Origin of the sequence: Enterobacter sp. Ag1 (genome assembly GCA_000277545.1) — a bacterium.
In the GTDB taxonomy this organism is placed as follows: Bacteria; Pseudomonadota; Gammaproteobacteria; order Enterobacterales; family Enterobacteriaceae; genus Cedecea.
This window is the reverse complement of record AKXM01000058.1, coordinates 24,574-49,705: the sequence shown is the minus strand read 5'-3', so window position 1 is coordinate 49,705 and position 25,132 is coordinate 24,574. Positions and strand designations below refer to the sequence as shown.

21 protein-coding genes and 1 other RNA gene are annotated in these 25,132 nt (G+C 53.9%); 4 read left to right on the top strand and 18 right to left on the bottom strand.

Features of this window, described 5'->3' with window-relative positions; translation table 11 throughout:
* Nucleotides 1–163: 163 nt before the first annotated feature.
* The 4 genes from ubiI to A936_RS21675 are packed head-to-tail and all read right to left on the bottom strand — an operon-like array spanning nt 164 to nt 4,469.
* Nucleotides 164–1,363 (bottom strand): FAD-dependent 2-octaprenylphenol hydroxylase, encoded by a 1,200-nt coding sequence (gene ubiI, locus A936_RS21690; RefSeq protein WP_008461603.1) that lies wholly within the window; start codon nt 1,361–1,363, stop codon nt 164–166.
* 12 nt (nt 1,364–1,375) lie between these two features.
* On the bottom strand, nt 1,376–2,554 hold the full coding sequence (ubiH, locus tag A936_RS21685; protein ID WP_008461602.1) for a 2-octaprenyl-6-methoxyphenyl hydroxylase: 1,179 nt from the start codon (nt 2,552–2,554) through the stop codon (nt 1,376–1,378).
* Nucleotides 2,551–3,867: a Xaa-Pro aminopeptidase gene (pepP, locus tag A936_RS21680; RefSeq protein ID WP_008461601.1), complete on the bottom strand. Its 1,317-nt coding sequence runs from the start codon at nt 3,865–3,867 to the stop codon at nt 2,551–2,553. The genes ubiH and pepP overlap by 4 nt, the downstream gene beginning before the upstream one ends.
* A gap of 23 nt (nt 3,868–3,890) precedes the next feature.
* Nucleotides 3,891–4,469: a YecA/YgfB family protein gene (locus A936_RS21675; protein WP_008461600.1), complete on the bottom strand. Its 579-nt coding sequence runs from the start codon at nt 4,467–4,469 to the stop codon at nt 3,891–3,893.
* A gap of 168 nt (nt 4,470–4,637) precedes the next feature.
* On the opposite strand from A936_RS21675, the gene zapA reads away from it, so the two are divergent.
* From zapA to A936_RS21665, 3 genes are all read left to right on the top strand, one after another.
* A complete protein-coding gene (gene zapA, locus A936_RS21670; protein ID WP_008461599.1) occupies nt 4,638–4,967 on the top strand; it encodes a cell division protein ZapA in 330 nt (109 codons plus the stop codon).
* Between the two features lie 41 nt (nt 4,968–5,008).
* Nucleotides 5,009–5,192: non-coding RNA, 6S RNA (gene ssrS / locus A936_RS23115), on the top strand.
* Between the two features lie 20 nt (nt 5,193–5,212).
* On the top strand, nt 5,213–5,809 hold the full coding sequence (locus A936_RS21665; RefSeq protein ID WP_008461598.1) for a 5-formyltetrahydrofolate cyclo-ligase: 597 nt from the start codon (nt 5,213–5,215) through the stop codon (nt 5,807–5,809).
* 37 nt (nt 5,810–5,846) lie between these two features.
* Here A936_RS21665 and serA read toward each other — a convergent pair whose 3' ends face one another.
* The gene (gene serA, locus A936_RS21660; protein ID WP_008461595.1) at nt 5,847–7,085 is read right to left on the bottom strand and encodes a phosphoglycerate dehydrogenase; all 1,239 of its coding nucleotides are present in this window, start codon (nt 7,083–7,085) and stop codon (nt 5,847–5,849) included.
* Between the two features lie 303 nt (nt 7,086–7,388).
* The gene (gene rpiA, locus A936_RS21655; protein ID WP_008461594.1) at nt 7,389–8,048 is read right to left on the bottom strand and encodes a ribose-5-phosphate isomerase RpiA; all 660 of its coding nucleotides are present in this window, start codon (nt 8,046–8,048) and stop codon (nt 7,389–7,391) included.
* A gap of 188 nt (nt 8,049–8,236) precedes the next feature.
* Between rpiA and argP the strand changes: the two genes are divergently transcribed.
* Complete coding sequence (gene argP, locus A936_RS21650; protein WP_008461592.1) at nt 8,237–9,136, top strand: DNA-binding transcriptional regulator ArgP; 900 nt, start codon at nt 8,237–8,239, stop codon at nt 9,134–9,136.
* Between the two features lie 53 nt (nt 9,137–9,189).
* Here the strand turns inward: argP and A936_RS21645 are convergent, their stop codons facing one another.
* The 12 genes from A936_RS21645 to tkt form a co-directional block, all read right to left on the bottom strand.
* Nucleotides 9,190–9,927, bottom strand: coding sequence for an oxidative stress defense protein (locus A936_RS21645; RefSeq protein ID WP_008461590.1), 738 nt, complete (start codon nt 9,925–9,927; stop codon nt 9,190–9,192).
* Between the two features lie 110 nt (nt 9,928–10,037).
* Entirely contained in the window at nt 10,038–10,673 is a 636-nt protein-coding gene (gene argO / locus A936_RS21640) for an arginine exporter ArgO (protein ID WP_008461588.1), read from the bottom strand.
* A gap of 142 nt (nt 10,674–10,815) precedes the next feature.
* A complete protein-coding gene (locus tag A936_RS21635; protein WP_008461586.1) occupies nt 10,816–11,676 on the bottom strand; it encodes a small-conductance mechanosensitive channel MscS in 861 nt (286 codons plus the stop codon).
* A 171-nt stretch (nt 11,677–11,847) separates the two neighbouring features.
* Nucleotides 11,848–14,142 carry a formate C-acetyltransferase gene (gene pflB / locus A936_RS21630; protein WP_008461584.1) on the bottom strand — a complete coding sequence of 765 codons (2,295 nt, stop codon included), beginning with the start codon at nt 14,140–14,142 and terminating at the stop codon, nt 11,848–11,850.
* Nucleotides 14,143–14,171: 29 nt separating this feature from the next.
* A complete protein-coding gene (gene tdcD / locus A936_RS21625; protein WP_008461581.1) occupies nt 14,172–15,380 on the bottom strand; it encodes a propionate kinase in 1,209 nt (402 codons plus the stop codon).
* 36 nt (nt 15,381–15,416) lie between these two features.
* Nucleotides 15,417–16,748, bottom strand: coding sequence for a threonine/serine transporter TdcC (gene tdcC / locus A936_RS21620; protein ID WP_008461579.1), 1,332 nt, complete (start codon nt 16,746–16,748; stop codon nt 15,417–15,419).
* A gap of 15 nt (nt 16,749–16,763) precedes the next feature.
* On the bottom strand, nt 16,764–17,762 hold the full coding sequence (gene tdcB / locus A936_RS21615) for a bifunctional threonine ammonia-lyase/L-serine ammonia-lyase TdcB (RefSeq protein ID WP_008461576.1): 999 nt from the start codon (nt 17,760–17,762) through the stop codon (nt 16,764–16,766).
* Between the two features lie 101 nt (nt 17,763–17,863).
* Nucleotides 17,864–18,802 (bottom strand): transcriptional regulator TdcA, encoded by a 939-nt coding sequence (gene tdcA / locus A936_RS21610; protein ID WP_034810145.1) that lies wholly within the window; start codon nt 18,800–18,802, stop codon nt 17,864–17,866.
* A gap of 402 nt (nt 18,803–19,204) precedes the next feature.
* Nucleotides 19,205–20,284, bottom strand: coding sequence for a class II fructose-bisphosphate aldolase (fbaA, locus tag A936_RS21605; protein ID WP_008461574.1), 1,080 nt, complete (start codon nt 20,282–20,284; stop codon nt 19,205–19,207).
* A gap of 97 nt (nt 20,285–20,381) precedes the next feature.
* Nucleotides 20,382–21,545, bottom strand: a complete 1,164-nt coding sequence (pgk, locus tag A936_RS21600) for a phosphoglycerate kinase (RefSeq protein WP_008461573.1) — start codon at nt 21,543–21,545, stop codon at nt 20,382–20,384.
* A gap of 21 nt (nt 21,546–21,566) precedes the next feature.
* On the bottom strand, nt 21,567–22,613 hold the full coding sequence (epd, locus tag A936_RS21595) for an erythrose-4-phosphate dehydrogenase (RefSeq protein ID WP_008461572.1): 1,047 nt from the start codon (nt 22,611–22,613) through the stop codon (nt 21,567–21,569).
* A gap of 327 nt (nt 22,614–22,940) precedes the next feature.
* Nucleotides 22,941–24,932 carry a transketolase gene (tkt, locus tag A936_RS21590; protein ID WP_008461570.1) on the bottom strand — a complete coding sequence of 664 codons (1,992 nt, stop codon included), beginning with the start codon at nt 24,930–24,932 and terminating at the stop codon, nt 22,941–22,943.
* Nucleotides 24,933–25,132: the final 200 nt, after the last annotated feature.

Sequence of the window (25,132 nt, the reverse complement as noted above, 5' to 3'; positions counted from 1 at the left end):
AAAATGTAATCCGAGATTTGTCCTGAGATTAGAATATTTCAAACGAGGGAGCAGATACCCTTCCCGATCATCGGGAAGGGAAATGTGACGGGGTTATCACTATAGATTCCATCAGGTGGGTGAGTACTGCTCACCCCCGTGTAGCTCGAAGTATGACGAGTATTTATTGCAGCCAGGATGGCAGATCTTGCAACCCCATCGCCTGGCGAACCAGTTGAGGTTTAACTCCCGGCAGCGTATCGGCAAGCTTCAGGCCAATATCTCTGAGGAGTTTTTTCGCCGGGTTGCTGCCGGCGAACAAATCGCGGAAGCCTTGCATACTGGCCAGCATCACCGCCGCGCTGTGCTTGCGGCTGCGCTCATAGCGACGCAGGTAGAGATGCTGCCCAAAATCTTTGCCTTCGCGATGCAGGCGGCGAATTTCCGCAATCAATTCCGCGGCATCCATAAAACCGAGGTTGACGCCCTGTCCGGCCAGGGGGTGAATGGTATGGGCGGCATCGCCCACCAGCGCCAGACGATGGCCGGCAAAGCTGCGGGCGTAGCGGCCCGTCAGCGGGAAGGTGCGGCGCTCGCTTTCAACAGAACACAGGCCGAGACGCATGTTAAACGCAACGGAAAGCGCCTGGTTAAACGCTTCATCGTCGGCCTGCTGCATACGAGCCGCTTCTTCCGGCGACAGCGACCAGACAATAGAGCAAAGATGTGGGTCAGAAAGCGGCAGAAATGCCAGAATGCCTTCGCCGTGGAACACCTGACGTGCGACGGCCTGATGCGGCTCGGCGGTGCGAATCGTCGCTACCAGCGCATGATGGTTATAGTCCCAGAACGTCAGCGGGATATCGGCTTTGTCCCGCAGCCAGGAGTTGGCGCCATCTGCGCCCACCACCAGCCTTGCAGTTAGCATTGTGCCGTCTTTCAGGGTCAGGAACGCGTCGTTTTCACCCCAGGCGACCTGGTGAATGTCCACGGGTGCCATCAGGCTGATGTCGCTGCATTGCTCCGCACGTTGCCACAGCGCCTGGTGGATCACCGAGTTTTCGATGATGTGCCCCAGGTGGCTAAAACCGAAGCTCTTATCATCAAAGGCGATTTGCCCGAAGCTGTCTCGCTCCCAGACTTCCATCCCGTGATAGCTGCTGGCTCGCTCGCTGATTTTTGGCCACGCGCCCAAATGCGTCAGCAGCTTTTCGCTCGCCGCATTGATAGCCGAAACGCGCAGTTCCGGGGCAGCGTCAGGCCCCAGCGGCTGGGGAAGATGACTTTCAATGACCGCAACGCGCAGGCCGCTGCCCTGAAGTCCGCAGGCCACCGCCAGTCCCACCATGCCGCCGCCGACAATCGCCACATCTACGCTTTGCAAATTGACTCTCCTTTAACGCGCCACCCAACCCAGGGTGCGCTGAGCCAGCACGTCTCGTGCCGGAGTAAAATGTTCCATCGCCATCAGGCCAAGGTTACGGCCCGCCACCAGCGGTGCCCAGCGGTTAGCAAACAGCTTAACCAGCCCGTCAGTGACGCCAATGGTTGCCGCTTTATCTGCGGCACGGCGCTGCTGATAAGCGGCCAGAACCGGGAAGCTGCCGACATCCGTGCCTGCAGCGTGCGCCTCTGCCAACCCTTCAGCCAGCGACATAACGTCGCGCAGGCCAAGGTTGAACCCCTGCCCGGCTATCGGATGCAGCGTTTGCGCGGCATTGCCTACCAGCGCCAGGCGATGGGATACGGTCTGAGAAGCCTGTTGTAACGCCAGAGGATAATGATGACGAATGCCTGCATGGGTAATTCGCCCCAGCCGCCAGCCAAAGGCACGCTGAAGCTGCTGACAAAACGCTGCTTCGCTCCAGCTTTCAACCTCGTCACGGGCATCCAGCGCATGGCACCAGACCAGCGAGCAGCGCCCGTCGGACATCGGCAGCATGGCGATTGGCCCGAATTCGGTAAAGCGCTCAAATGCCCGGCCATGATGGGGTTCAGAAGTAGTGACGTTGGCAATCACGGCGATCTGCTGGTAGCTCTGCGGCTGCCAGGTGATGCCGCACTGCGCCGCCAGCTTAGAACGGGTGCCATCCGCGGCAACCAAAACGTTGCCCTGCAGCTCAACGCCGTTATCCAGCACAACCTGCACGCTATGCTCATGCCGGGTAAACGACGAAACGCGCTGCGGGCAGTGCAGCGTTACGCCAGGCGCTTTACGCAGCAGGGTAAAAAGACGCAGCCCGACGTCGTGCAGCTCCACAACCTGCCCAAGCGCATCAATCTGGTAATCCTCAGCTTCAAGGGTGACGAAGCCGGCGTGGCCTTTGTCGCTGACGTGCACGGTTTTAATTGCCGTGGCGCAGTCGACGAGCGCAGGCCATACGCCAATGCGGGCCAACTGCTGCCGGGTGCCCTGGGCGAGCGCGATGGCTCTGGCATCAAACCCCGGATGAGCGGCTGAGTCCGGGGCAATCGCCTCGATGAGGTGCACCGGCAATTTCCCCTGGGTGAGGGTCGATATGGCTAATGCCAGCGTCGCCCCCGCCATCCCGCCGCCAACAATGATGACGCTCATGGCTGACGCGCCGCTGCCATCAGCGCTTCGATATCGTCTGCCGACTTCACCACGCTGGCGGTCAAGTTCTCGTTGCCGTCTTTGGTGATCACAATGTCGTCTTCAATGCGGATGCCAATGCCACGATACTGCGCGGGCACGTCCGCATCCGGAGCAATATAAAGCCCAGGTTCGACGGTGATGACCATACCCGGCTCCAGCACGCGTGACCTGTCCTGCCCGTAAGCGCCCACGTCGTGCACGTCCAGCCCCAGCCAGTGGCTCAGGCCATGCATAAAGAACGCGCGGTGGGCGTTATTGGCGATCAGATGATCGATATCGCCTTTCAGAATACCGAGCTTCACCAGCCCCTTAACCATGATGCGCACCACTTCCGTCGTCACTTCCTGCATGGACGTGCCCGGCCGGTAGAGTTTTAGCGAGGTTTCGAGCGATTCCAGCACGATGTCGTAAATTTCACGCTGCGCCGGGCTGAATTTGCCGTTAACAGGGAAAGTGCGCGTGATGTCTCCGGCGTAGCTTTGGTATTCACATCCGGCGTCTATCAGCACCAGATCTCCGTCGCGCAGTTCACTTTCGTTTTCGGTGTAATGCAGAATGCAACCGTTCTCACCGCCACCCACAATAGTGGTGTACGAAGGATAACGCGCGCCGTGGCGAGTAAACTCGTGGTGAATTTCACCCTCGAGCTGATATTCAAACATTCCCGGGCGGCAGGCCTGCATGGCACGAGTATGCGCCAGCGCGGAAATCTCGCCGGCACGACGCATAACGGCAATCTCTTCTTCGGATTTGAAGAGGCGTAGTTCGTGTACCGTCGGACGCCAGTCGGTCAGGGTTGCGGGCGCAGCGAGATTTTGACGCGAACCACGACGCAACTTATCCAGCGCGGCAAAAACGATGTTATCCGCATATTCGTACTCGCCCTGAGCGTGGTAAACCGCATCCAGACCGTTTAGCAGGAGATGTAATTGCTCACCGATTTCGCTGAAGGACAGCGCGCGATCCACCCCTAACTTCTGCGGGGCAGCGTCCTGGCCAAGCCTGCGGCCAAACCAAATTTCTGCACTTTTATCCCGCACGCGGTTGAACAGCACGCTGTGATTATGCGACTCATCGCTTTTAATGAGCACCAGCACGGCTTCCGGCTCGTTAAAGCCGGTGAAGTACCAAAAATCGCTGCTCTGCCGATAAGGGTATTCGCTGTCGGCATTGCGGGTCGCTTCCGGAGCCGCGAAAATTAACGCAGCGCTGCCGGGCACCATTTTCGCCAGTAGCGCCTGGCGGCGGCGAAGAAATTCCTGCTGGGTCATCACATCTCCTGATTTTTTGATCGTTAGTGGAGCGTAGGTTTGCGTACCTCTGGCGCGGTCGGTGCCGCGTGAGTAAAGGTGTCGTGGCACAGCAGCGCGGCAACACGCACATATTCAATGATCTCTTCGAGCGACATCTCCAGCTCTTCCTGGTCTTCGTCCTCGTCGTAACCCAGCTGGGCAATATTACGCAGATCGTCAATGGCTTCGCCGGTTTCACCGGTGACTTTGTCGAGCTTGCTCTGCATGACGCCGAGGCCCAGCAGGAAGTGGTTTACCCAGCCGGAAAGCGCATCGGCGCGATCGAAAACGGAGACATCATCCCCGTCCGGCAGGTAAAGCTGGAACAGGAAGCCTTCGTCTTCCAGCGCATCGCCAATGGCGCCGTGCATCTGGCGCAGCGGATCAGCGAGGTTCTGGCTAAAGGCCAGGCCTTCGTTAGTCAGGTCATGCAGCAGCGTTTGCCAGCTGGTGTCTTTGTTACCACCGCACAGCATGCCGCTGATCAAGCCGTGCATTTCTGCAGGCGTCAGACCCACACCCTGTTGGTTCAAAAGTTGGCCGACTAAGTCGTAGTCCGGCATTGCGTTCTGTATTGACATGCGCATTCGTCATCGTTGGCAGGAATAGTGTGTGTTATGCTACCACCAGGACCCCCGCAGATACCAGAAAAGGGCTTGTATCTTGATATCGGGATAGCTATAGTGGCGCCCCTTCCGCTACCGGGGCCGGTAGCGTAAAGGCAGGCGAGTAAACAGCAGGAAGGTGGCATGTCTGCACAACCAGTCGATATTCAAATTTTCGGTCGTTCATTGCGCGTGAATTGTCCGCCTGAACAACAGGATGCGCTGAATCAGGCTGCGGAAGAGCTGAATCAGCGGTTGCAAGATTTAAAAGTTCGCACTAGAGTCACAAATACCGAGCAGCTGGTGTTCATCGCAGCACTTAACATTTGCTACGAACTGGCTCAGGAAAAGTCGAAAACCCGTGACTACGCCGCCAATATGGAAGAGCGTATTCGGATGCTACAGCAGACCATCGAACAAGCATTGCTTGAGCAAGGTCGCATTGCAGACCGACAGGGTCCAAAGTTTGAATAACACTTCGCAGTTGACTGTGGTAGAGTAACTTCGAAGACAAAATTTCTCTGAGATGTTTGCAAGCGGGCCAGTCCCCTGAGCCGATATTTCATACCACAAGAGTGTGGCGCTCCGCGGTTGGTGAGCATGCTCGGTCCGTCCGAGAAGCCTTAAAACCATGACGACACACTCACCTTGAACCAAGGGTTCAAGGGTTACAGCCTGCGGCGGCATCTCGGAGATTCCCTCTTTACTACCCGGCCATCATGACGCATACCCCGTTAACCTCAACGCTTCGTCAGGACATTCGCCAAACGATTCGGCAGCGACGCCGCTCACTCACTCCCCCAGAACAACAAACCTTTGCCCTACAGGCTGCTGAACGCATGCTGGCGTTTGAGCCGGTCATTCGTGCTCAGACCGTAGCGTTGTTTCTCTCGTTTGACGGGGAACTGAATACCACCCCGCTGATTCAGGCTTTATGGCGGGCAGGCAAAAACGTTTATCTCCCGGTGCTTCATCCTTTTAGCCCCGGCAACCTGCTGTTTTTACGCTACGCGCCGCAAAGTCACCTGGTCACCAATCGCCTGAAAATTCTTGAGCCTAAGCTGGATATTCGCGACGTGCTACCGCTGAATAAGCTGGATGTACTGGTCACGCCGCTGGTTGCCTTCGATGAAACAGGCCAGCGTCTGGGGATGGGCGGCGGGTTTTACGACAGAACGCTGCAGCACTGGCAGCAGCACGGTTTCTACCCGGTTGGCCTGGCGCATGATTGCCAGCAGGTGGAGACGTTGCCGGTAGAACAGTGGGATATTCCTTTGCCTGCCGTGGTGACGCCATCGCGCCTTTGGCAGTGGTGATGCCCCTTCCCCCTTCGGGGAAGAGGCCATGGTCAGATCAGTACAGCAGACGGGCGCGGATGGTGCCCGGAATCGCTTTCATTGACTTCAGCGCTTTCTCAGCCACATCTTCCGGCGCATCAATATCAATTACTACGTAACCCATGTGCGGCGTGGTCTGCAGGAACTGAGCGGCAATGTTGATACCCTGCTCAGCAAAGATCTGGTTAAGCGCGGTCAGAATGCCAGGGCGGTTCTCATGAATGTGCAGCAGGCGGCTGCTGGTGCCCCCGTGCAGCGGCAGAGAAACTTCCGGGAAGTTAACCGCAGACAACGTAGAGCCGTTATCCGAGTATTTCGCCAGTTTGCCCGCCACTTCCAGGCCGATGTTTTCCTGCGCTTCCTGAGTTGAGCCGCCGATGTGCGGGGTCAGGATCACGTTGTCAAACTCGCACAGCGGAGAGTTAAACGGATCGCTGTTGGTGGCCGGTTCGGTCGGGAAGACGTCGATAGCCGCACCAGACAGATGCTTGCTCGAAAGCGCACCGCACAGAGCAGGAATATCTACCACCGTACCGCGAGAGGCGTTGATCAGCAGAGAGCCCGGCTTCATCAAGGCCAGCTCGTTCGCGCCAATCATGTTTTTGGTGGAGGCGTTTTCCGGCACGTGCAGACTAACCACATCGCTCATATTCAGCAGGTCGGAGAGATGCTGAACCTGAGTCGCGTTGCCCAGCGGCAGCTTGTTTTCGATATCGTAGAAGTAGACGTGCATCCCCAGGGATTCAGCCAAAATCCCCAGCTGCGTACCGATGTGGCCGTAGCCAATGATGCCCAGCTTTTTACCACGGGCCTCAAAAGAGCCTACCGCCAGCTTGTTCCACACGCCACGGTGCGCTTTGGCGTTAGCTTCAGGAATGCCGCGCAGCAACAGCAGCAATTCACCAATCACCAGTTCAGCAACGGAACGGGTGTTCGAGAACGGGGCGTTGAACACCGGAATACCGCGCTTCGCCGCCGCATCCAGATCAACCTGGTTGGTGCCGATGCAGAAGCAGCCTACAGCCACCAGTTTTTCAGCCGCGGCAAAGATCTCTTCGGTCAAATGGGTGCGGGAACGCAGGCCAATGAAGTGAGCATCACGGATCGACTCTTTGAGCGCTTCGGAATCCAGCGCGCCTTTATGGAATTCAATGTTGGTGTATCCCGCTGCACGGAGGCTGTCTACCGCCTTTTGGTGCACGCCTTCCACAAGCAGGAATTTAATTCTGTCTTTATCCAGTGATACTTTTGCCATTTCCCGACCCTATTTTCAGTGCTGTTGTATTCGTTTTTAGGCGGTGATGCGCCACCGCCTATAAGTTACCCTTCTGTCAAAATATCAAAATCTACGTTTGGGGCAATATGAACGATTGCGTCGCCGTATCGTCAGGCGGGAATAAGGCGGCGAGAGTCAGAATAAAATGCTGAGCGGGAGAGTGAACCAGGCATGAATCACAGAACTGTTACCAAAATGTGATATATGTCACCAAAAATGCGGTTAAAATAATTTGTCATTTTTTATACGGTTTTTTGGGGCGCAGAACGCGCCCCGGTCAGATCATTTCACGATGGTTTTTACGCCGTCAGCGGTACCGATCAGCGCCACATCCGCGCCACGGTTCGCAAACAGGCCCACGGTAACAACGCCAGGCATACCGTTGATGATGTTTTCCAGCTTCATCGGTTCCATGATGCTCAAACCATGCACATCCAGAATGATGTTACCGTTGTCCGTGACCACGCCTTGACGGTACTCCGGGCGACCACCCAGTTTTACCAGTTCACGCGCGACGGCGCTGCGCGCCATAGGAATCACTTCCACCGGCAGCGGGAAGTTACCGAGAATATCAACCTGCTTGGAGGCGTCCGCGATGCAAACAAACTTGTCGGCAACGGAGGCGATGATTTTCTCGCGAGTCAGCGCTGCGCCACCGCCTTTAATCATCTGCATCTGGTGGTTGATCTCATCGGCACCGTCGACGTAGACGCCTAATGAATCCACCTCGTTGAGATCGAACACGGGGATCCCAAGACTTTTCAGTTTCGCGGTGGAAGCGTCGGAGCTGGAAACAGCACCTTCAATCTGGTGTTTGATGGTGCCCAAAGCATCAATAAAATGCGCGGCGGTTGAGCCCGTGCCCACGCCCACAATGGTGCCCGGCTGCACATACTGGAGTGCTGCCCATCCGACTGCTTTTTTCAGTTCATCCTGCGTCATAATTTTATGCCTGTGATGTGGAAACTGACGCGCATTATAGAGCATGCGGCGGAAAAATGTCCCCGGCTTTGCCGCACTGCAAACCCCATCACGTTCAAACACAATGTCAGCTTGCTGATTTGGTCTGAATCAGCGGCAAATTTATGTCATAGTGGCTGCACGACGAAATCAGGAGCAGATGAACAACAATGAAACGCCCGGACTACAGAACGCTGCAGGCGCTGGATGCGGTAATTCGTGAACGAGGATTTGAGCGTGCGGCGCAGAAGCTGTGCATTACTCAGTCGGCGGTGTCACAACGTATTAAGCAACTGGAAACGATGTTCGGCCAGCCATTGTTGGTGCGTACCGTGCCGCCCCGCCCCACCGAACAGGGCCAAAAACTGCTGGCACTTTTACGTCAGGTGGAACTGCTGGAAGAAGAGTGGCTGGGCGATGAGCAAACCGGCTCCACGCCGCTGCTGCTTTCGCTGGCAGTTAACGCCGACAGTCTGGCCACCTGGCTGCTACCGGCCCTTGCGCCGGTTCTGGCCGACTCCCCCATTCGCCTGAATCTTCAGGTGGAAGATGAAACCCGTACTCAGGAACGCCTGCGTCGCGGGGAAGTGGTTGGGGCGGTTTCCATCCAACCTCAGCCGCTGCCGAGCTGCCTGGTGGATCGCCTGGGCGCGCTGGACTATCTGTTTGTGGGGTCGAAAGATTTTGCCGAGCGTTATTTCCCGAATGGCGTCACGCGATCGGCGCTGCTAAAAGCCCCTGCCGTAGCCTTTGATCATCTCGACGATATGCATCAGGCATTTTTACAGCAGAACTTTGATCTGTCCCCAGGCAGCGTGCCGTGCCACATCGTTAACTCTTCGGAGGCCTTTGTGCAGCTGGCTCGCCAGGGCACAACGTGCTGTATGATCCCGCACCTGCAAATTGAGCGCGAGTTAAATAGCGGGGAATTAATCGACCTGACACCGGGTCTGCTGCAGCGCCGCATGCTCTACTGGCACCGCTTTGCACCGGAAAGCCGCATGATGCGCAACGTGACGGATGCGTTGCTGGAGTACGGGCACAAGGTCTTGAGGCAGGATACGGAATAACGCTTTGATTAACCCTCGCCGGCTGCGGCGAGGGTTAAGGTGAAGATCACATCTTACTGAGCAGGTGCCGCAGGGGTTTGTGCGCCCTGCAGTTCAAACACCACATCGACCTGATCGTCAAACTGAATAGTCTGCTGATCGTAGGTATCCTGAGCGGAAGCCGGTGCAGCCGCGTCCGCTTTCATCATGCGAACCATCGGCGCGGGCTGGTAGTTAGACACGTGGTAACGCACGCTGTAGACCGGGCCCAGCTTGCTGTTAAAGCCTTCGGCCAGCAGCTTCGCCTGGCGGGTTGCATCGTTAATCGCTTCTTTACGTGCTTTGTCTTTGTACTCTTCTGGATGCGCAACGCCCAGCGACACGGAACGGATTTCGTTCAGACCGGACTTCAACGCGCCATCCAGCAGCTCGTTCATTTTATCCAGCTGACGCAGCGTGACTTCCACCTGGCGTACCGCACGGTAGCCCTTCAACTGAGTTTTACCGTCTTTCAGGTAGTCATACTCTGGCTGTGTGCGCAGGTTAGCGGCATTGATGTCCTTCTTCTCTACGCCATTTTTCTGCAGGAAGGTCAGGTATTGCGCCACGCGATCGTCGGCCTGTTTTTTGGCAGAGGCCGCGTCCTTAGCGGACACGTTGACTTCGATAGCGAGCGTGGCGATATCAGGAACGGCATCGACGCTGGCTGTCCCGGAGGTGACCACGTGAGGGCCGTTTGGCAACTCACCCGCCTGCACAGAAACAGAACCTAATCCCATTAACGCGGCTAATGCTAAAATTTTAAACTTCACTGTAACTCCTCCGTGCTACGTTCCACTGTGATTACGCCGTTCAACAAACTCCCGACGTCTGCCAGCAAGCTTAGCCTGTAATGGTAACTTGTCTATCAGATTATGGCGAATTAGCCCACGAGTGCCGCGATGTGCTGCACGCCATCCCGGGCCAGCTGAGCGGCAATAAACCACATCACAAGCCCAACCACCCCGTTGATAATACGCTGTGCTTTTGCGGTACGAAGACGAGGGGCCAGCCAGGCGGCAAGAATAGCCAGGCCGTAAAACCAGAGAATGGAGGCGCTAATGGTTCCCAGCGCGAACCAGCGTTTTGCTTCGTCCGCAAGCTGGCCCCCCAGGCTACCAAGTACCACAAAGGTATCCAGATAGACGTGCGGGTTGAGCCAGGTCACCGCCAGCATGGTGACCACGATTTTCCAGCGCCCCTGCTTCAACACTTCGGCCGAAGCCAGCTCCAGGTTGCTGCTCATCGCCGTGCGCAGCGCACCCCAGCCATACCACAGCAGAAATGCCACGCCGCCCCAGGTGACCAGCGCCAGCAGCCAGGGAGACTGCATCAGAATGGCGCTGCCGCCAAAAATCCCGCCGCAAATCAGAATGATGTCGCTCAACGCGCACAGGGAAGCAATCATCAGATGGTACTGGCGACGAATGCCCTGATTCATCACGAAGGCATTTTGCGGCCCCAGCGGCAGAATTAGCGCGGCTCCCAATGCAATGCCCTGAAAATAATAAGATAACACGCGACACACCCTTTAACTGTTCATCATTGAGCGTGAGTGTAATGCGCAAAAATTATTAGAGGAAATTGATATTTTTAATCGCTTATAAGCATAACTAATCATTGCAGGTGAAAATAAGGCCAGCGAAAGCTGGCCCCGGAGGTTATGCGTTATCAGAGTCTTTCATCTGGCGAACGTGAACGTCCATTTGCGGATAAGGAATACCGATGCCGTTGGCATCAAGCGCTTTCTTGATGCGCTCCAGCACGTCCCAATAAACGTTTTGCAGGTCACCGCTTTTGCTCCATGCCCGCACCACAAAGTTGACGGATGAAGGGCCAAGCTCGTTCAGGCGCACGGTGATGTCGCGATCCTTCAGCACGCGCTCGTCGCTGGTGATGATGTCAGTCAGGATCTGCTTAACTTGATCGATGTCGGCATCGTAGGCCACGCCGATGATGAACTCGTTGCGGCGGGCAGGTTCCCGGGAGAAGTTAATGATATTCCCGGCGATGATTTTGCCGTTCGGCACAACCACGATTTTGCCATCCACGGTACGCAGCGTGGTGGAGAAGATTTGCACGTTCAGCACGGTGCCCGCAATGCCGCCGAGATCGACATACTCCCCGGTACGGAACGGGCGGAAGGTAACGAGCAACACGCCTGCGGCCAGGTTGGACAGGGAACCCTGCAGCGCCAAACCAACGGCCAGACCGGCGGCACCCAGCACGGCAATCACCGAAGCTGTCTGCACCCCGACACGGCTCAGGGCCGCAATCAGCGTGAAGGCAATAATCCCGTAGCGCACCAGCGCGGAAAGAAAGTCGGCGACAGTGCTGTCGATGCTGCGAGCCAGCATCAGGCGATTAACGGCTCCGGAGACCAGACGGGCAACGATCATCCCGGCGATCAAAATGGCCACGGCGGCGACGATATTTACCGCATAGCTCAGGAGCAGCTCCTGATTGCGTACCAGCCAGCCCCCCGCATTATGAATACTGTCTACTACGTTGAGATCTTCCATTTACTGTTCCTTGTCTGAAAAGTTTCTCCGCCCGGTAAGGCAGTTCAAACCGTAAAGGGTAAACAAAAACGCATGGATGTGCCAAGTACGTCACAAAATTGATCTCAAATTGCGTATTAATGCGGCAAAAAAAGGGAAAAACCCGGACGAATGTCCGGGCTAAAAGTGGGCTTACAACGTTTGTGTGAAGGTCCGGGAAATAACATCCTGCTGCTGCTCGCGGGTAAGCGCGTTGAAACGCACCGCGTAGCCAGAAACACGAATGGTCAGTGTCGGGTAATTTTCAGGATGCGCGATGGCATCCATCAGCATTTCACGGTTCAACACGTTGACGTTCAGGTGCTGCCCGCCTTCCGTTTTGACATCGTGGTGGAAGTAGCCATCAAGCAAGCCGACCAGGTTCAGGCAGCGAATGGAATCCTCTTTCCCCAGCGCCGCAGGCACGATGGAAAACGTATAAGAGATACCATCTTTTGCGTAGCTGAACGGCAGCTTAGCCACGGAGGTTAACGAGGCTACAGCTCCTTTAGTGTCTCGCCCGTGCATCGGGTTCGCACCGGGTGCAAACGGCGTTCCTCCCCTGCGGCCATCTGGCGTGTTCCCCGTTTTTTGCCCGTAAACCACATTCGACGTAATGGTCAAAATAGACTGCGTCGGCACGGCATCGCGATAAGTTGGCAGCGCCTGAATTTTCTTCATAAAACGCTCAACCAGATCGCAGGCAATGGCGTCCACGCGATCGTCGTTATTGCCGTATTGCGGATAGTCACCCTCAATCACGAAATCCACCGCCAGCCCGGTATGGTCGCGCACCGGCTTAACCACGGCGTGTTTGATGGCAGAAAGTGAATCCACCGCCACCGAAAGCCCGGCGATGCCACAGGCCATCGTGCGGTAAACATCCCGGTCATGCAGGGCCATCAGCGAAGCTTCGTAGCTGTATTTATCGTGCATGTAGTGGATCAGGTTCAGGGCCGTCACGTACTGCACCGCCAGCCAATCCATAAAGCTGTCGAGGCTGGTCATCACCTTGTCGTAGTCCAGCACATCGTCGAGCAACATTGGCGTTTTCGGCCCAACCTGGATCTTCAGCTTTTCATCCATTCCCCCGTTGATGCAGTACAGCAGCGTTTTTGCCAGGTTGGCGCGAGCGCCAAAGAACTGCATCTGTTTGCCAATCACCATCGGGCTAACGCAGCAGGCAATCGCATAGTCGTCGCTGGCGAAATCGATGCGCATCAGATCATCATTTTCATACTGCAATGACGAGGTTTCAATCGACACCCTGGCGGCATAAACCTTGAACGCTTTCGGCAGCGCCTCAGACCAAAGGATGGTCAAATTCGGCTCCGGCGCAGGCCCCATGGTGTAAAGCGTATTCAAATAGCGGAAGGTACTTTTGGTCACCAGAGTACGACCATCCTGCCCCATTCCGCCTAACACTTCCGTTGCCCAAATAGGATCCCCGGAGAACAGCGAATCAAACTCCGGCGTGCGCAGGAAGCGCACCATGCGGATTTTCATAATGAAGTGGTCAATAAGCTCCTGCGCCTGTTGCTCATTGAGCAGGCCAGAGCGAAGATCGCGCTCAATATAAACATCGATAAAGGTTGCGGTGCGCCCCAGCGACATCGCTCCGCCGTTTTGCGACTTCACCGCCGCCAGATAGGCGAAATAAAGCCACTGAATCGCCTCCTGTGCGTTGCTCGCCGGCCTCGAGATATCGAAACCGTAGCCAGCGGCCATGTCCTGTATTTGCAGCAGTGCGTGGCGATGCTCCGACAGTTCTTCTCGCAGGCGAATCGTTGCCTCAAGATCCTCGCCGCGTTCAAGCTTTTGCTGCAGATCGGCAAACTGTAGCTCACGTTCGCGAACCAGATAAGCAATGCCGTACAGCGCCACGCGGCGGTAATCGCCGATGATTCGGCCACGCCCGTAACCATCAGGCAGCCCAGTCAGTACGCCGGACTTGCGGCAGCGCAGAATATCCGGCGAATAAACGTCGAACACGCCCTGATTGTGCGTTTTCCTCAGCTCGGTAAACTGATACTCAAACTCAGGGTCCATTTTGCGGCCATAGGCTTCAAACGAACTTTTGATCATATTGATGCCGCCGAAAGGATGCAGCGCGCGCTTTAGCGGCTGGTCCGTCTGAAGGCCAACAATTTTCTCATGCTGCTGGATAATGTAACCGGGGGCATGGGCGGTAATGGACGTGGCCACGTTAGTATCAAAATCGACCGGGGCATGAGTGGCATTTTCAACGCGAATACCCTCCATCACCTTTTCCCAGAGCGCCGTCGTCTCAGATGTTGCGCTCGCCAGAAACGCATCATCCCCCTCATACGGTGTGTAGTTTTGCTGGATAAAATCCCGAACATTAATTTCATGCTGCCAGCATTCCCCACGAAACTGCTGCCAGGCCTGAGCATAATTATCATGGGAAATATCAATATCCATTTTCATGCATTCAATCCTCTGTACCGCAAATAAAATTAAGCGAATGCCGCAAGCTCCGATGCCTTGCCCAATTCACGGGCATCAAGAGCAATCATTTTTTCTTCGTTGGTCGGAATAACTGCACACAGTACTGCCGAGTTCTGGGTTGAAATAACACGCTCGCCGTCAGAATTAGGCCGCATATTTTTTTCTTCATTCAGTTCGAAACCGAATACCCTTAAATGTTGAATAACCAGACGGCGAATAAGAGCTGAGTTTTCACCAATGCCGCCAGTAAAAATTAGCCCATCAAAATGTGGCAGCGAAGTTGCGTGTCCGCCGATGGTTTTGGCAATACGATGTACAAACGTGTTGATAGCCAACTCCGCGCGGGTATCCCCCTGCTGCCAGGCTTTTTCCAGCGTCCGTAAGTCAGAAGATATACCTGAAAGCCCCAACAACCCTGACTCGGTATTTGCCACCTGCTCAAGATCGTCCAGCGACTGCCCGGTCTGCCTTGCCAGCCACACCATCGCCCCAAAGTCGACATCGCCGCAGCGTGTCCCCATGATCAAACCTTCCAGCGGCGTCATCCCCATCGAGGTATCAGCGCTTTGCCCGTCAACAACCGCGCACACTGAAGCCCCGTTGCCCAGATGAGCAATCACCAGCCCCAATGAACGCCCTTTCAGTTCAGGTAGCTCGCTTGCCTGCATGGAAACATAGCGGTGAGAGGTCCCGTGGAATCCATAACGCCTGACGCCGTGCTCGTTGAAATAGCGGTATGGCAGGCCGTAAAGATAGGCTTCAGGTTTCATCGTCTGGTGAAAGCTGGTATCAAACACGGCAACCTGCGGCACGCCAGGGAAGCGCAGCCTGGCCGAAGCCACGCCACTGAGATTGGCATAGTTGTGCAGCGGCGCGAGAGGCGAGACCGCGCGGATTTGCTCCACGACGTCGTCCGTAAGCAATACCGACTCGCCAAAAATCGCCCCGCCGTGAGCAATGCGGTGGCCTATATAGGCCACGCTTTCGGTCAAATGACGTCTTTCAAGCTCGAGGGAGATTGCCGCCAGCGCATCCTCATAATCAGAATGCGCCAGCTTCACCGGCTCACCGCTATTAACGATAAGCATTGCGGCTTCGGTATTTATACCTTCGCAAATACCCGTTAAAAGTGGCTCCATGGTTAATTCATCCAGCACGGAGAATTTAACCGAAGATGAACCGCAATTTATGGTTAATATTACCGGATATTCATTCATATTAACGTTCACTCATCCTGAGCCAATGACAGTTAATTACAAGATTTTGTATACGATGTTAAGGATCGTCAGTAAGCCGATCACGGTAACAAAGATATTTTCACTTCTGCCTTTGTATTTGCTCAGCGCCGGCACTTTGCGAATCGCGTACATCGGCAGCAGGCAAAGCAACGAGGCAATGATCGGGGCGCCCATCGCTTCAATCAGGTCAAGAATATTTGGGTTGGCGTAGGCGACAACCCAGGTTGACCCCATGATAAACACCATGCTGATCAGATTAAGTTTGCCCTCGGAAACCTTCGTTTTGTCACTCTTATAGCCAAATTTCAGGACCAGGCCATTCAACCCTTCCAGCGTGCCCAGATAGTGGCCGAAGAAAGATTTGAAAATGGCGACCAGGGCAATAATCGATGCGCCATATTCCAGCACCGTGGCAAAAGTAGACTTCGAACCAGAGAGTGAAGAGAAATGGTTAGCGAGATAGGAGAGCACCGGGATGTTCTGCGCTTTTGCTTCGGCCATATTCTGTGGCGACAGCGTGAACAGGCAGCTAAAGGCGAAGAACATCACCACGCCAACCATCAACATGCTGGCACGCGAGATGATTTTTGAGCACTTGTCTTCGGTATAGGCTTTCCCGAAGTCCGCTTCGTACTCTTCACGCTTCGACACCACAAAGGAAGAGACGATCGGCGAGAAGTTAAAGGAGAACACCATGATGGAAATCCCGAGCCACACGGTCACCAGGATGCCGTCATGGCCGGTTAACGCGATTTCACTCAGGTTCACCTGATCGATAACCGCTGAATTCCAGTAGGGAATAAGCGACAGGGAAATAATGACCAGGCTGGCGATAAACGGGAACACAAGCCAGCTCATCACCTTCACCATCAGATCCTTACCAAAGAAGATGACAAAGGCCATCAGCATCAGCAGGAATAGCGCTACCAGCCCACGATTTAAGGGCATCAGCTGGAGCTGATTTTCCCAGAAGGTCATGAAGGTGTTAGTAATGGTGACGCCGTAAATCCACAGCAGCGGGCAAATCGCGAAGAAATAAAGGAAGGTGATAACGACGCCACCCGTTTTACCAAAATGCTCCTCGACAACTTCGGTGATATTTCCCGATGGATTGCTGCCGGAAAGGCACAGTCGTGCCAGCGCGCGGTGGCAAAGGAAGGCTATCGGATAGGCAAGAACAAGCATGATAAGTATTGGGATAAGCCCGCCGTAGCCCGCGCGAATCGGGAAAAACAGGACCCCAGCGCCAATGGCGGTACCAAACAGACCTAAAGTCCAGGTGGTATCGGACTTACGCCACAGGGAGGACTCTTTTTGACCAACAAGGGTTGTTTCAACATTACTCATAATGAAGATCCTTATTTAGACCAGGCAGGCTTCCGCTGCGCCAGTAATTTCAGAAACACGAGACAAATCGATATTTCCACCAGAAATAATACTCACGGTTTTCCGGCCTTTAATGTACTGGTCAAGCTTGCCGCTTAATAATGCAGCAGAAGCCAGTGCACCAGCACCTTCAGTGACAATTTTGTTTCTCTGAATAAGTGCGACCATACTATTTCTGATATCGTCTTCACTGACCAAAATAATATCGGTGACTAATTTTTTAACGATTTCGAAAGTTAGCTTTCCTGGGCGGGCAACGTCACAGCCGTCAGCCAACGTGCTGCCTGCCCGATACGCGGTAATTTCACCAGTGCGGAAAGAGGAAGCCATGCCGTGGACGTTTTCCGCCTGCACGCCAATAATATTAATTGTTGGATTAATGGATTTAATGGCTACCGCAATGCCGGCAATCAGGCCGCCGCCGCCAATCGGCACAATCACGTTATCGACGTCGTAAAGGTCTTCAAGAATTTCCAGGCCAATCGTCCCCTGCCCGGCAATGACTTTTTCATCATCGTAAGGTGGGATAAAGATACGCCCTTCCGTCTCAACAATTTCGCTGACCTTGGCGATGGTTTCGTTAAAATTATCGCCGTGGATAATCACTTGAGCTGAATAGTCAGTCGTGGCGGCAACTTTTGACTTCGGTGCACCTTTAGGCATCACCACTTTGCCGTTAATACCGAGCAGCGCACATGACAATGAAACACCCTGAGCATGGTTACCCGCAGAACAGGCCACCACGCCCCGGGCTCTTTCTTCTTCACTCAGTGAACTGAGTTTATTGAAAGCACCGCGCATTTTAAACGAACCGGTACGCTGCATGTTTTCAAATTTCAAATAGATGTCGCCCTTACAGCATTCGCTAAGATAATTAGAGCGAGGCATCCCGGTTTTATACACAAATCCAGATATTCTTTTTTTCGCTTCAAGAACATCGTTAATTGTGACTGGCAATTCATTATCTATATGCATGTTGATCTCCGCATCAAAGCAATAAAAGATATTCGTAGCGAATAATAAAAAACTCGCCTTTTTAATTTAATGAGTGATAAAAAGTGATTATGCTAAGTAAGCTAAGCCACCACCGTTAATTTATTAAATTGATATTTACTACGCACTGAATGCACTTTGGCTAATTCGACCAGCGTCGCCGCTGATTTTTTTATACGGCAATTTTTCGACCATACCGCAGCATAGCGTGCAACAGGTAATTCATCCGTTAATGGAATTTGAACAAACTCCTGAGAGCCAAAAGGTGCGATCATTTCACGGGGAATAATCGTCAGGAAACCGGCGGTCAACACCATGTTATAAATGGTGACAACTGAGTCGGTTTTAATGATTTTATCGCTGGTGATATGGTTCTGTTGCAGGATGGTCAGAAGTTCACTGTAGTAGCCCATTTCGGTTTGAGGCAACACCCACTGCTCATGGCTTAATGAGCGGAGCGTCATCACGCCTCCGCGCGTTCGTGTTCGTCCGGCTACCAGAACAAACTCTGATTCAAACAGGGGTTCGATATGCAAATCCTGAAGCAGCATCTCATCGCTCAGCGTACCGATGGCAAAATCCAGCCTGCCGTCACGTATCGCCGGTAAGAAGGAGCAAAGTTGAGCTTCAAACATTGAAACTTCAGCCTGTGGATACTGCTCTTTAAAGGCTTTCATCATGCCCGGCAGGAAGGTAAAACCGATAAGTGAAGGATAGCCGAATGAAACATCTACCGCTTCGCTACCGACCAGACTGTTCATTTCGTTGCACATGTTGCGCATTTCGCGGGTAATCGACTCGGCGTAACCGAGCAGTACTTTACCGGCAGCCGTAAGCTGAACACCGGTATTTTTGCGAATGATAAGCTCCAGACCAAACAAGGCTTCCATATCGCTGATAATTTTACTTACCGCAGGCTGAGTCAAACTTAGCTGCTTCGCCGCAGAGCCAAATGAACCACTTCTTACCACTTCCTGAAATACAACCAGGTGCTGTGTTTTAGGTAATGTCGTATTATCCATAAAGCGCCATGCCTAATAAGTTATCAATGGCGGCGATCTTACGTATTCTCCCTACTATGTTATGTGCGGCGACTCACAAGAGCTCAACCCTCATCAGTACAACAAGCAACAAAATGAATATAAACCCATAAATAACAATGAGTTAATGTTTTATAATTTGCTATTTCCATGATTAAGGTCAACCTAAACATCCTGAATAAAAGAAATTTATGGAGATAATAAATTCATATAACCAGCCATAAACTCTTATTCAGACTGAAAACTTATCAATATTGACGTTTATTTACTCAGAGTAAGGTGCATAAAACAAAGAATTAAAAATGGCTGCAAATATTACGCTTATATTTGAATATAAAAAAACCCGCCAAGGCGGGTTTTTATCGAAGCAAATATTAGCTCAAATTACAGAACGTCTACCGCGTTCAGCTCTTTGAATGCCTGCTCCAGGCGAACGATCATAGAGGTCTGAGCTGCGCGCAGCCAGACACGTGGATCGTAGTATTTTTTGTTCGGCTGGTCAGCGCCTTTCGGGTTACCCAGCTGACCCTGCAGGTAAGCTTCGTTTTCTTTGTAGTAGTTCAGGATGCCGTCCCAGGTTGCCCACTGGGTATCGGTATCGATGTTCATTTTGATTACGCCGTAGCTTACGGAGTCTTTGATTTCCTGAGCAGAAGAACCGGAACCGCCGTGGAAGACGAAGTTCAGGCTGTTGTGCGGCAGGTTGTGTTTCTTAGAAACATATTCCTGAGAATCACGCAGGATGGTCGGGGTCAGAACCACGTTACCTGGTTTGTACACGCCGTGTACGTTACCGAAAGAAGCTGCGATGGTGAAACGTGGGCTGATTTTGCTCAGTTCGGTGTAAGCGTAATCAACGTCTTCTGGCTGGGTGTACAGAGCAGAAGCGTCCATGTGGCTGTTGTCCACGCCATCTTCTTCACCGCCGGTGCAGCCCAGTTCGATTTCCAGGGTCATGCCCAGTTTGGACATGCGAGCCAGGTATTTGGAGCTGATTTCGATGTTTTCTTCCAGAGACTCTTCGGACAGGTCAATCATGTGGGAAGAGAACAGTGGTTTACCGGTAGCGGCAAAGTGTTTTTCACCCGCGTCCAGCAGGCCGTCGATCCACGGCAGCAGTTTCTTAGCGCAGTGGTCAGTGTGCAGAATAACCGGCACGCCGTAGTGTTCAGCCATCTGATGTACGTGGTGTGCACCAGAGATTGCGCCCAGGATAGCAGCACCCTGTGGAACATCAGTTTTCACGCCTTTACCAGCGATGAATGCAGCACCGCCGTTAGAGAACTGGACGATAACCGGAGATTTTACTTTCGCAGCGGTTTCCAGAACGGCGTTAATAGAGTCGGTACCGACGCAGTTAACGGCTGGCAGAGCAAAGTTGTTCTCTTTTGCTACCTGGAAGATTTTCTGTACGTCGTCGCCAGTTACAACACCTGGTTTTACGAAATCAAAAATTTTAGACATGTTGATGTGTCCTGTAGGCCTTGGAAAAATCGAATCACCGTCCTGAATCTTGCCGGGCGGCAATAAATCAACGGGCAGGTTACCCTGCCCGTAGGAATTACTTCTTAGCGCGCTCTTCGAGCATTGCTACAGCTGGCAGTACTTTGCCTTCCACAAACTCAAGGAATGCGCCGCCGCCGGTAGAGATGTAGGAAATTTTGTCTGCGATACCGAACAGGTCGATAGCGGCCAGAGTGTCGCCGCCGCCTGCAATGGAGAAGGCTTCGCTGTCTGCGATAGCACGGGCAACGATTTCGGTCCCTTTACGGAAGTTAGGGAATTCGAATACGCCAACCGGGCCGTTCCACAGAATGGTTTTCGCGTTTTTCAGGATCACGGCCAGTTTCTCAGCGGAAACGTCGCCCATGTCCAGAATCTGCTCTTCGTCTTTGATGTCGTTCACAGACTTCAGGGTTGCGGTCGCAGTTTCGGAGAACTCGGTTGCCACACGCACGTCGGTTGGTACTGGGATGTCGCAACGGGTCAGCAGATCTTTAGCGGTATCAACCAGGTCTGCTTCGTACAGGGATTTACCTACGTTGTGGCCCTGGGCTGCAACGAAGGTGTTCGCGATGCCGCCGCCAACAATCAGCTGGTCAGCGATTTTGGACAGGGAGTCCAACACGGTCAGTTTGGTAGAAACTTTAGAACCGCCAACGATAGCAACCATTGGGCGAGCCGGCTCTTTCAGAGCTTTGCCCAGTGCTTCCAGTTCGTCAGCCAGCAGCGGGCCAGCACAAGCAACGTCAGCAAATTTAGCGATGCCGTGAGTAGAAGCCTGCGCACGGTGTGCAGTCCCGAAAGCATCCATCACGAACACGTCGCACAGTGCAGCGTATTTTTTGGACAGTGCTTCGTCGTCTTTTTTCTCGCCTTTGTTGAAGCGAACGTTTTCCAGAACAACCAGCTCACCGGCAGCAACCTCTACGCCGTCCAGGTAATCTTTTACCAGACGCACCGGGTTAGACAGCTTGTCTTTCAGGTAGTTAACCACTGGCAGCAGAGAGAATTCTTCGTTGTACTCGCCTTCGGTCGGACGACCCAGGTGAGAAGTCACCATGACTTTAGCACCCTGTTTCAGCGCCAGTTCAATGGTCGGCAGAGATGCACGGATACGCGCATCGCTGGTGACTTTCCCGTCTTTAACCGGCACGTTCAGATCGGCACGGATGAATACGCGTTTGCCCGCCAGATCCAGATCGGTCATCTTAATTACAGACATGGTGAATCCTCTCGTTGATTCTTAAAGTTTTGCAGACGCAACGTGCGCCTTACCTGAAATCCATTGAGCCATAACCAACGTGGTGTCGAGCATCCTGTTGGCAAAGCCCCATTCGTTATCACACCAGACTAGAGTTTTAATCAGATGTTGCCCACTGACCCGCGTTTGCGTGCCGTCGACGATTGCACTGTGCGGATCGTGGTTAAAATCAGTAGAGACCAACGGTAATTCCGTATAGTCAACTATACCATGAAATGCTTCCTGTGCCGCTTTTTGCAGCAAGTGGTTGACTTCACATGCATTTACTGAATTTCTGACCGTCACGCTCAAATCAATGGCCGTCACGTTTATCGTGGGAACGCGTACCGCGATCGCCTCAAAACGGTCATTAAATTGTGGGAAAATACGCGTGATACCGGCCGCAAGACGCGTATCCACCGGAATGATCGACTGACTCGCCGCACGAGTGCGTCGCAAATCAGGGTGGTAAGCGTCAATCACCTGCTGATCGTGCATGGCCGAGTGGATGGTAGTGACCGTCCCGGACTCAATGCCAAACGCTTCATCCAGCAGTTTAATGATTGGAATAATACAGTTTGTGGTGCAGGAGGCATTGGAGACGATACGGTGGCTGTCTTCGACCTGCTCATGGTTCACGCCGTAGACGACGGTTGTATCGAGGTCGTTACCGCCAGGGTGTGAGAACAGGACTTTCTTCGCCCCTGCCGCAAGGTGGGCTTCACCGTCAGCGCGGGAGCCGAACACGCCGGTGCAGTCCAGCACGATATCAACGCCCAGCTCACGCCACGGGAGCGCTTCAATGGTCGGTTCATGCAGCAGGCGAATGCTGTCATCGCCCACAAACAGGACTTCACGCTCCTGGCGAACATCCCAGGCAAAGCGACCGTGGCTGGTATCGTACTTCAACAGATGCGCGATACCCGCAGCGTCTGCCAGTTCGTTGATTGCTACCACGGTAATTTCCGCACGGCGACCAGATTCGTACAAAGCACGTACCACGTTGCGCCCAATGCGACCGAAGCCATTAATAGCGATGCGTACGGTCATATCTCTCCTGCCAGAATCCCTGGGATTTAGTGGCTGACAGAGTAATCCAGCAACCGCCTGAGGGGAATCCTCGCACTCATGAAACTGCACTTGTTTGCTTAATTGTCGAACATTTATTCGACTGAAACGCTTCAGCTATGTTAAGCGAAAGCGGGAATAAAAGGAACGATACCCCAACATGCTCCGCTCAACTTCTGACGTACATCACAGTTTTGGTGGAATAACTGCAACTGAGCGCCCCGATGGTGGAATAAAGAACAGGCTATAAGTGGAATAATCGGCATAAAAAAGGGCCGCCGAAGCGACCCTGATAGTTAGCGAGACGGATTACAGAATCGCTTTAGCCTGTTTCACCACGTTTTCCACGGTGAAGCCAAACTCTTCGAACAGCAGTTCCGCTGGAGCAGACTCACCGAAGGTGGTCATGCCCACGATAGCGCCATTCAGGCCAACGTATTTGTACCAGTAGTCAGCGATGCCGGCTTCGATAGCCACACGAGCAGAAACGGCTTTCGGCAGCACGGATTCACGGTAAGCCGCATCCTGCTTGTCGAACGCGTCGGTAGACGGCATGGACACCACGCGCGCTTTCACGCCTTCGGCAGTCAGCTTGTCCCATGCGGCCACCGCCAGCTCAACTTCAGAGCCGGTAGCGATGAAGATAAGCTCTGGCTGACCTGCGCAATCTTTCAGCACGTAGCCGCCGCGAGCGATGTCTTTCAGCTGCTGCTCGGTACGATCCTGCTGAGCCAGGTTCTGGCGGGAAAGGATCAGCGCGGTCGGGCCGTCGTGACGCTCAACGCCGTACTTCCACGCGACTGCGGACTCAACCTGGTCACATGGGCGCCAGGTGCTCATGTTCGGGGTCACACGCAGGGAAGCAACCTGCTCAACCGGCTGGTGAGTCGGGCCATCTTCGCCCAGGCCGATGGAGTCGTGGGTATACACCATCACCTGACGCTGTTTCATCAGCGCAGCCATACGCACCGCGTTACGGGCGTATTCTACGAACATCAGGAAGGTAGAGGTGTACGGCAGGAAACCGCCGTGCAGGGAGATACCGTTGGCGATAGCGGTCATACCGAATTCGCGCACGCCGTAGTGGATGTAGTTCCCGGCAGTATCTTCGTTAATTGCTTTAGAACCAGACCAGATAGTCAGGTTAGAAGGCGCCAGGTCAGCGGAGCCACCCAGGAATTCCGGCAGCAGCGGGCCGAACGCTTCGATAGCATTCTGGGACGCTTTACGGCTGGCGATCTTGGATGGGTTAGCCTGCAGCTTAGCGATGAACTCGTTCGCTTTTGCGTCGAAGTCAGAAGGCATTTCGCCTTTCACGCGGCGAGTGAACTCTGCGGCTTCCTGCGGGAAGGCTTTCGCGTAGGCAGCGAACTTCTCGTTCCATGCGGCTTCTTTAGCCTGACCCGCTTCTTTCGCATCCCACTGCGCGTAGATGTCAGAAGGGATTTCGAACGGTGCGTGGTTCCAGCCAAGCGCTTCACGGGTCAGTGCGATTTCTGCATCACCCAGCGGGGCGCCATGAGAGTCATGGGTACCGGCTTTGTTCGGGGAACCGAAACCGATGATGGTTTTGCACATCAGCAGGGATGGTTTGTCGGTCACCGCACGCGCTTCTTCTACTGCACGTTTGATAGCCGCGGCATCGTGGCCGTCTACACCGCGCACGACATGCCAGCCGTAGGCTTCGAAGCGTTTTGCGGTATCGTCGGTGAACCAGCCTTCAACGTGACCGTCGATGGAGATGCCGTTGTCGTCATAGAACGCAACCAGTTTACCCAGCTTCAGGGTACCAGCCAGGGAGCAAACCTCGTGAGAGATGCCTTCCATCATGCAGCCGTCACCCATAAATGCATAGGTGAAGTGGTCCACGATGTCGTGGCCAGGACGGTTGAACTGTGCCGCCAGCGTTTTCTCTGCGATAGCCATACCGACCGCGTTCGCAATACCCTGACCCAGTGGGCCAGTCGTGGTTTCAACACCGGCGGTGTAGCCCACTTCCGGGTGGCCCGGAGTCTGGGAGTGCAGCTGACGGAAGTTTTTCAGCTGTTCAATCGGCAGATCATAACCGCTGAGATGCAGCAGGCTGTAAATCAGCATAGAACCGTGGCCGTTGGACAGCACGAAGCGGTCGCGGTCTGCCCAGGAAGGGTTCTGTGGGTTATGGTTCAGGAAATCACGCCACAGGACTTCGGCAATGTCGGCCATGCCCATAGGGGCACCCGGGTGACCGGATTTGGCTTTTTGTACTGCGTCCATGCTGAGCGCACGAATAGCATTGGCAAGCTCTTTACGAGAGGACATTTTGACTCCAGATCGGATGGTTGAAGGTCGCGCCTTGACTACGATGCGTTATGGGCTACGCCCGAAAATGTGACAACAATGTACACCAGGGGAATGGTCATGTACATGCGGCGTGCCGTTGACAGGGTAAGAAATCTCTGGATAACGCTCGCAAGTTGCGCAACCTGATGCGCAGGCCATTTATTCTTCTTTATACTGGT

What these genes read in the sequence shown, in the direction of transcription:
- rpiA (WP_008461594.1), bottom strand. Translation starts at nt 8,048, where the DNA reads ATGACGCAGGATGAACTGAAAAAAGCAGTCGGATGGGCAGCACTCCAG.
- pepP (WP_008461601.1), bottom strand. Translation starts at nt 3,867, where the DNA reads ATGACCCAGCAGGAATTTCTTCGCCGCCGCCAGGCGCTACTGGCGAAA.
- tdcD (WP_008461581.1), bottom strand. Translation starts at nt 15,380, where the DNA reads ATGAATGAATATCCGGTAATATTAACCATAAATTGCGGTTCATCTTCG.
- tdcB (WP_008461576.1), bottom strand. Translation starts at nt 17,762, where the DNA reads ATGCATATAGATAATGAATTGCCAGTCACAATTAACGATGTTCTTGAA.
- epd (WP_008461572.1), bottom strand. Translation starts at nt 22,613, where the DNA reads ATGACCGTACGCATCGCTATTAATGGCTTCGGTCGCATTGGGCGCAAC.
- tdcA (WP_034810145.1), bottom strand. Translation starts at nt 18,802, where the DNA reads ATGGATAATACGACATTACCTAAAACACAGCACCTGGTTGTATTTCAG.
- pgk (WP_008461573.1), bottom strand. Translation starts at nt 21,545, where the DNA reads ATGTCTGTAATTAAGATGACCGATCTGGATCTGGCGGGCAAACGCGTA.
- zapA (WP_008461599.1), top strand. Translation starts at nt 4,638, where the DNA reads ATGTCTGCACAACCAGTCGATATTCAAATTTTCGGTCGTTCATTGCGC.
- A936_RS21635 (WP_008461586.1), bottom strand. Translation starts at nt 11,676, where the DNA reads ATGGAAGATCTCAACGTAGTAGACAGTATTCATAATGCGGGGGGCTGG.
- fbaA (WP_008461574.1), bottom strand. Translation starts at nt 20,284, where the DNA reads ATGTCTAAAATTTTTGATTTCGTAAAACCAGGTGTTGTAACTGGCGAC.
- A936_RS21665 (WP_008461598.1), top strand. Translation starts at nt 5,213, where the DNA reads ATGACGCATACCCCGTTAACCTCAACGCTTCGTCAGGACATTCGCCAA.
- tkt (WP_008461570.1), bottom strand. Translation starts at nt 24,932, where the DNA reads ATGTCCTCTCGTAAAGAGCTTGCCAATGCTATTCGTGCGCTCAGCATG.
- ubiH (WP_008461602.1), bottom strand. Translation starts at nt 2,554, where the DNA reads ATGAGCGTCATCATTGTTGGCGGCGGGATGGCGGGGGCGACGCTGGCA.
- argP (WP_008461592.1), top strand. Translation starts at nt 8,237, where the DNA reads ATGAAACGCCCGGACTACAGAACGCTGCAGGCGCTGGATGCGGTAATT.
- tdcC (WP_008461579.1), bottom strand. Translation starts at nt 16,748, where the DNA reads ATGAGTAATGTTGAAACAACCCTTGTTGGTCAAAAAGAGTCCTCCCTG.
- A936_RS21675 (WP_008461600.1), bottom strand. Translation starts at nt 4,469, where the DNA reads ATGTCAATACAGAACGCAATGCCGGACTACGACTTAGTCGGCCAACTT.
- pflB (WP_008461584.1), bottom strand. Translation starts at nt 14,142, where the DNA reads ATGAAAATGGATATTGATATTTCCCATGATAATTATGCTCAGGCCTGG.
- serA (WP_008461595.1), bottom strand. Translation starts at nt 7,085, where the DNA reads ATGGCAAAAGTATCACTGGATAAAGACAGAATTAAATTCCTGCTTGTG.